The organism is Streptomyces sp. URMC 129 (assembly GCF_051386415.1).
In the GTDB taxonomy this organism is placed as follows: Bacteria; Actinomycetota; Actinomycetes; order Streptomycetales; family Streptomycetaceae; genus Streptomyces.
Genome location: NZ_JBPQTQ010000210.1, coordinates 1 through 6,050 on the forward strand (window position 1 = coordinate 1; position 6,050 = coordinate 6,050).

Genomic DNA, 6,050 nt, shown 5'->3' on the forward strand with positions numbered 1-6,050 from the left:
CGCGCCGCACCGCCCGCGCCCCTCCTCCACCGGGCCGGGGAGGCGCCCACGGCCCGTGTCGCGCAGCCTGTCGGCGCGCCCGGCCCCTGCGGACGCGCCCCTTCCACACCGCCGGGGAGGCCGCCACCCGCCCCATGTCCTGCGGCCCGCCGCCGCCTCCGCGCACGCGGTCGCGTGGCGCATGCGGCCGGAACCCGTGGTTTCTTCCGCGGGCCTTCCGGCGGTCTCGGCCCGGGGCGGGCCCGCACCCGGAGTCTCGCCGACCGAGCCGATGCGGCGCCCGACCCCCACGCAGGCAGCGCCCCTTCCACACCGGGCCGGGGAGGCGCCCACGGCCCGTGCCGCCCAGCCTGTCGGCGCGCCCGCGCGCCCGCGCGCCCGGTGGCCGGGCGTCGCCCGGGTCGCGCCACCCACCCCCATACCCACCCATACCGGGACGAAGATCGACTCGCCGTCGCTCCCGCCCGGCGGCAGATTGGGATCGTGCACATAAGAGCGCCGTGGTGGGCCGGTGGCCTGTTCTACGCCGTGCTGCCCGCGGTACTGGTCGCCCTCGGGCTCGTTCTCGACCTGGTCACCCCGCCGCACTTCACCCTCACGCCGTTCTACGTCGCCGCGCCCCTCCTCGCGGCCCCCGTGCTCTCCCTCACCGTCACCGCCGCGTACGGCCTGCTGGCCACCGCCGCCGTCGCCGTCGAGATGGTGTGGCAATCCCCCTTCCAGTGGAGCGAGGCCGGCGTCAAGACGGGAACGGTCGCGACCATCTCCCTCCTCGCCGTCGCCATCAACCGCATCGTCGCCGCCCGCGACCAGCGCGTCGCCTCCGCCCGCCGGATCGCGGAGGCCGTGCAGCGCGCCGTGGTCCCCGACCCACCCGAACGCGCCGGCGCGCTCCGCGTCGCCGCCCGCTACCAGGCGGCGCAGCGCCACGCCATGATCGGCGGCGACCTGTACGCCGTCCGGGAGACCCCGCACGGCGTGCGCATGCTGGTCGGGGACGTGCGCGGCAAGGGCCTGGCCGCGACGGAGGCGGTGGCCGTGATCCTCGGCGCGTTCCGGGAGGCCGCCGAGTGCGAACCGGAGCTGGCGAAGGTGGCGGCCCGCATGGAGAACGCGCTCGTACGCGAACGCCGGACCCGGACGAACCTCGACCCGGTCGAGGGCTTCACCACGGTGGTCCTGGTCGAGGTGCCGGACGACCCGCCCACGCGGGTCCGCTTCATCAACCGCGGCCACCCGCCGCCCGTCCTCCTGGGACCGGACGGCGACGCCCGTTACCTGGAGGCCAGCAAGGACACCGCCCTCCCGCTCGGCCTGGGCGACCTGCTGCCCCGCCCCGACCGGCCGGGCACCGTCCCCTTCCCGCCCGGTACCCACCTCGTCCTCTACACGGACGGCGTCAGCGAGGCGCGCGACACCCTGGGTACCTTCTACGACCTGGTCGAGCGGCTGCGCGGCCGGGACTTCCCCCGTCCGGCCGCGCTGCTGGACCGCGTCATCGAGGACGTCATCGCGCACACCGGCGACAACCTGGAGGACGACATGGCGCTGCTGGCCGTCCAGCACCCGGCGGACGCGTGAGGCACCTGCACGCCCCCCCCGGCGGCCCGAGTCACCCGCCGTCTCCCGCCCGCCAGAGCGTGGTGCGCAGGTCCGTGCCGCGCACCACCTGCACCCGCCACGGTTCGAGACGCAGCAGGTGGTACGTCGGGTCCTCCGGCCCGGTCCAGAACGCACCCGGGTCGTAGCCCACCCCGCGCGGGCTCCCGGTGCGGAACAGCTCCCACGCCCGCCGCCTGGCCGCCGCGTCCGCCACCCACGCCGCGGTCGCGTCGATGAAGACGGCGTTCTGGCGCGGGCTCCAGTACGAGAACGTCGTGTGCGGGTTGGCGGCCAGGTGCGCGGCCTTCACGGGCGTCCGGTAGGTGACGAGCCAGCCGAGCGGCCGTCCGCCGACCACCTCCCACACGGCGATCAGCACCCGTGCCCGGGGCCGCCCCTTGGCGTCGACGGTGATCATCGAGGCGTAACGGATCTCGCTGAGGTAGTCACGGAACTGCGGCTCGATCTCGGCGAACGACGTCGCGACGGCGGTCATGACGGGACAGCCTCCTCACGAGTGACGGACGGGGAGGACGACGGGGACGGGGACGACGGGGACGACGACGGGGACGACGACGCCGGGGCGGGGGGAACGGCCGCCGCCTCGTTGCCCGGGGCCGCCGACACCCCCGCCGGGTAGGCCGCGGCCCGCACCCCGCGCCGCCGCCGCAGCCCCGACGCGATGACGGCGCTCGCGACGACCGCCGCGACCAGCGGCACGAGCAGGGCCGCGCGGTAGCCGTCGAGCATGTCCTGCGCCGGGGCACCGCCCGCCTCCGGCGTGACCGCGACGTGGACGGCGGTGGCGGCGGAGAGCCCGAGCGCCGCGCCGAACTGGAAGGACGTGTAGAGCAGTCCGCCCGCCAGCCCCTGCTCCGACTCCGCGATGCCGTCGGTCGCGGAGATGGTCAACGGCCCGTAGGCGAGCGCGAACGAGAGCCCGATCAGCAGCATCGACGGGAACATCGCCGCGTAGACGGTGTCCATGCCGATCGGCAGGAACAGCCCGTACCCGGCCGCCGCCAGCAGCAGGCCGCCGAGGATGACGCGCTGGTTGCCCCAGCGGTTCACCAGGTGCGGCGTCACCGTCGGCGCGAGGACCGCGTCGATGCCCATCACCAGCATGGCCAGGCTCGTCTCCATCGAGGACCAGCCGCGCAGCTCCTGGAGGTAGAGCACGGCGATGAACTGGAAGCCGAAGAACGCGGCGGCCAGCAGCACTCCGACGGCGTTGACCCGCAGCAGCGTCGCCGAGCGCAGGATGCCCAGCCGCACCAGCGGGGCGGCGGAGCGGCGTTCGACGGCGACGAACGCGGTGAGGACCAGCAGTCCGGCGGCGAGCGTCGTCGCCGTCCAGCCGATGCCGGTGTGCGTGGCGCGCTCGACCGTGACGACGAGCAGCATCAGCGCGACGGTGATGAGCAACGCGCCCGCCACGTCGATCGGTTGCCGCCGCCGCTGCCCAACGGCCCCCGTCCCGGGGCGCTCCTCCGCCGCTCGCGGTATGAGCGCGAGGGCGGCCAGCAGGATCACCAGGGACACGATGACCGGCGCGAAGAAGACCCACCGCCAGTTGACGGAGGAGAGCAGGCCGCCGAGGACGAGACCGAGCGAGAAACCGCCCGCGCCGGTGCCCGAGTAGATCAGCAGGGCGCGGTTGCGCTGCGGGCCCTCGGGAAACGTGGTCGTGATGATCGACAGGCCGGCCGGCGTCATGAACGCGGCGGCCACCCCGGTCACGAACCGCGCGGCGGTGAGCATCCAGCCCTCGGTCGCCAGGCCGCCGAGGCCGGAAAAGAGCAGGAAGACGACCAGCCAGCCGACGAACATCCGCCGCCGGCCCAGGAGATCGGCGGCCCGGCCGCCCAGCAGCATGAAGCCGCCGTAGCCGAGGACGTAGGCGCTCATCACCCACTGGAGTTCGCCGGTGGACAGGCCCAAGTCGGCGCGGATGGAGGGAAGGGCCACGTTCAGCATGGCGACGTCGATCCCTTCCAGGAAGATGGCGCCGCACAGGACGAACAACATGCCCCAGGCACGAGTGGACATGGGAAGAACCCCTTCGTCGCAGATGAGAGACGGTTCCCTCTTGTAACCGACAGCATTGTGGGGAACCATCCCCCCATGGAAGAAGGCATTTTGAAGTCCCTCGGGAACACCGGGGATACCGTGAGCGCGACCTGCGGCGACGCCCACGACGCCCACGACGCCGACGCCCCTCACGCCTCCTACCTGTACGACGCGAAGCAGTGGGACGTCCGGGAGGACTGCGAAGTCCGGCAGATCCTCGACCGGATCGCGGACAAGTGGTCGCTGCTCGTCATCGCGCTCCTCGACTGCCGGAGCCTGCGCTTCACCGAACTCCGCCGCGAGATCGACGGCGTCAGCCAGCGGATGCTCACCCGGACCCTGCGGCACCTGGAGCGCGACGGCCTGGTGAGCCGGACCGTCCACGCGACCGTGCCGCCGCGCGTGGACTACGCGTTGACACCGCTCGGCTCCACTCTGCACGCGACGATCCAGTCGTTGGTCACGTGGACGGAGGAGCATCAGCGCGAGATCGCCGCCGCCCGTGCCGCATACGATGCGCGCGATCACGAACAGTGAACGTCCGGGACTCCGCGTGTAACAATTGACGCACCGTCAGATGCTCAGCGCCCTACAAATCGGCGCCGTTTTGCCCGATTTGCAGCTCTTGAGGGCTGAAAATCCTGGTCAAGGGATCGGGTTTATTCCCTCAGGGACTTGGAATCTGCCCGGCGCTTCTATTAACGTTCGATAACGCAGCGCGGTCGTCACCGCCGTCACAAGAGACGGCGCCGTGCTCAGTCGCCGAATCCGGCGCGTGCGAAACAACTGCACCAATGGAACCGGGGAACCACCACTTGGGGTGAATCGGACTGCCGGCAGCCACCAGCCGCCGCTCTCCCGTAGGAGACCTTCCTGCTCCGAACCCGTCAGCTAACCCGGTAGGCGGAAGGAAGGAAAGGAGAGCGCCCCCGTGGCGTCGAACCGGCATGCCTCGATAGAGGACACGCACCTGGACACGTACGGCTCCACCGGCACGTTCCCGGCCTACTACGGGCCGAAGAGCGCCGACACCGAGACGTACACCGAGTGGAATCCCCGTGAGGAGACCCTCGTTCCGGTGCGCGGTCGGCACCGCGTCGCCCGGCAGCGCGGCGGGACCATCGCCCGCAGCCGCGCCGTGCTCGGCGTCGGCGTGTTCGCCGCGGTCGGCGCGGGCGGCATGGCCACGGCCAACGAGGACGGCACGAGCGCCGTCGCCGGCGTGGACACCGCCACCGACACGATGTCGGCCATCCCCGTCCTGGGCGGCCTGCTGACGGGCACCGACACCTCCGCCCCGGAGGCCCCCGCCTCCGACGCCTCCGGTTCCGCCGAGTCCGCGGTCTCCGCTCCGGTCGGTGTGATCGACGCGGGCGAGGCCCTGCGCGCCCGCCTCCTCCAGCAGGCCGACCAGCAGGAGGCCGGCGCCGAGGCCCAGGCCGTCACCGCCGCCGTCCAGGAGGCCGAGGAAGCCGCCGCCGAGGCAGCCGCCGCCGCTGCCGAGGCCGAACGCGAGGCCGAGGAGGAGCGCCGGCGCGAGCAGGAGGAAGCCGAACGCCTGGAACGCCTGCGCGCCGACTACGCCCTCCCGCTCAACGACTACCGCCTCTCCTCCTACTTCGGCGAGAGCGGCTCGCTCTGGCAGAGCACGCACACCGGCATCGACCTCTCCGCCCCGACCGGCACGCCGATCAAGAACGTCCACACCGGCACCGTGACGGAGGCCGCCTGGGCGGGCTCGTACGGCTACCGCGTCATCGTCCAGCTGGAGGACGGCACCGAGGTCTGGTACTGCCACCTCTCCTCGATGAGCGTCTCCGCCGGCGAGGAGCTCATCACCGGCGACACGGTCGGCCACGTCGGCTCCACGGGCAACTCCACGGGCCCCCACCTCCACCTGGAGGTCCGCCCCGGCGGCACGGCGATCGACCCCCTGTCCTGGCTCCGCGACAAGGGCCTGACGATCTGAGGCAGGGCCTGAGCGCTCAACCGTCGATCCCCCACCGCTGGTTGGCGGCGTCGGAGCACGCGCCGACCACGGCCACCCCGATCCCCGGCAGGGCGGCGAGGCACTGCCCCGAGGCGAGGTTCCGGAGCTGCCGCGCGTCCTCCGGCCCGGTCGCGACCCACAACGAGGCCAGTTGCCCGCCACACGGCCCCATGACGGCGACCCCCGCGCCGCCGTCCTGCAGACAGCGCCCGGTGGCGACGTTCCGCACCTGCCGCACAAGCGGCAGGTCACTCACGTCCCACTGCTGCTCCGCACCCCCGGCGACGCACTCCTCCACCGCGGCGATGTCCTGCCCGCCACGGCCCGGCGAAGGGCTTCGGTCGGATTGTCGGGTCACTCGATGGGATGACCTTGGGGGTGGGGAGGG

General features: G+C 72.9%; 6 protein-coding genes and 1 riboswitch. Of the genes, 3 read left to right on the forward strand and 3 right to left on the reverse strand.

Features of this window, described 5'->3' with window-relative positions; all coding sequences use genetic code 11:
• The first annotated feature begins 483 nt into the window (after positions 1-483).
• A complete protein-coding gene (locus ACSNOC_RS26735; RefSeq protein WP_436750147.1) occupies positions 484-1,581 on the forward strand; it encodes a PP2C family protein-serine/threonine phosphatase in 1,098 nt (365 codons plus the stop codon).
• A gap of 31 nt (positions 1,582-1,612) precedes the next feature.
• Here ACSNOC_RS26735 and ACSNOC_RS26740 read toward each other — a convergent pair whose 3' ends face one another.
• Both ACSNOC_RS26740 and ACSNOC_RS26745 read right to left on the reverse strand, forming a co-directional pair.
• Complete coding sequence (locus ACSNOC_RS26740) at positions 1,613-2,098, reverse strand: pyridoxamine 5'-phosphate oxidase family protein (RefSeq protein ID WP_436750148.1); 486 nt, start codon at positions 2,096-2,098, stop codon at positions 1,613-1,615.
• Complete coding sequence (locus ACSNOC_RS26745) at positions 2,095-3,651, reverse strand: MFS transporter (protein WP_436750149.1); 1,557 nt, start codon at positions 3,649-3,651, stop codon at positions 2,095-2,097. The genes ACSNOC_RS26740 and ACSNOC_RS26745 overlap by 4 nt, the downstream gene beginning before the upstream one ends.
• A 75-nt stretch (positions 3,652-3,726) precedes the next feature.
• Here ACSNOC_RS26745 and ACSNOC_RS26750 point away from each other — a divergent pair, with 75 nt between their 5' ends.
• Both ACSNOC_RS26750 and ACSNOC_RS26755 read left to right on the forward strand, forming a co-directional pair.
• Positions 3,727-4,209, forward strand: coding sequence for a winged helix-turn-helix transcriptional regulator (locus ACSNOC_RS26750; RefSeq protein ID WP_436750150.1), 483 nt, complete (start codon positions 3,727-3,729; stop codon positions 4,207-4,209).
• Between the two features lie 213 nt (positions 4,210-4,422).
• Positions 4,423-4,593: riboswitch (cyclic di-AMP (ydaO/yuaA leader) on the forward strand.
• A gap of 10 nt (positions 4,594-4,603) precedes the next feature.
• The gene (locus ACSNOC_RS26755; protein WP_436750151.1) at positions 4,604-5,641 is read left to right on the forward strand and encodes a M23 family metallopeptidase; all 1,038 of its coding nucleotides are present in this window, start codon (positions 4,604-4,606) and stop codon (positions 5,639-5,641) included.
• A gap of 16 nt (positions 5,642-5,657) precedes the next feature.
• On the opposite strand, the gene ACSNOC_RS26760 is transcribed toward ACSNOC_RS26755, so the two are convergent.
• Positions 5,658-6,020 (reverse strand): RICIN domain-containing protein, encoded by a 363-nt coding sequence (locus tag ACSNOC_RS26760; RefSeq protein WP_436750152.1) that lies wholly within the window; start codon positions 6,018-6,020, stop codon positions 5,658-5,660.
• Positions 6,021-6,050: the final 30 nt, after the last annotated feature.

Coding starts and splice junctions, on each gene's coding strand:
- ACSNOC_RS26740 (WP_436750148.1), bottom strand. CDS start 2,098: ATGACCGCCGTCGCGACGTCGTTCGCCGAGATCGAGCCGCAGTTCCGT.
- ACSNOC_RS26745 (WP_436750149.1), bottom strand. CDS start 3,651: ATGTCCACTCGTGCCTGGGGCATGTTGTTCGTCCTGTGCGGCGCCATC.
- ACSNOC_RS26750 (WP_436750150.1), top strand. CDS start 3,727: ATGGAAGAAGGCATTTTGAAGTCCCTCGGGAACACCGGGGATACCGTG.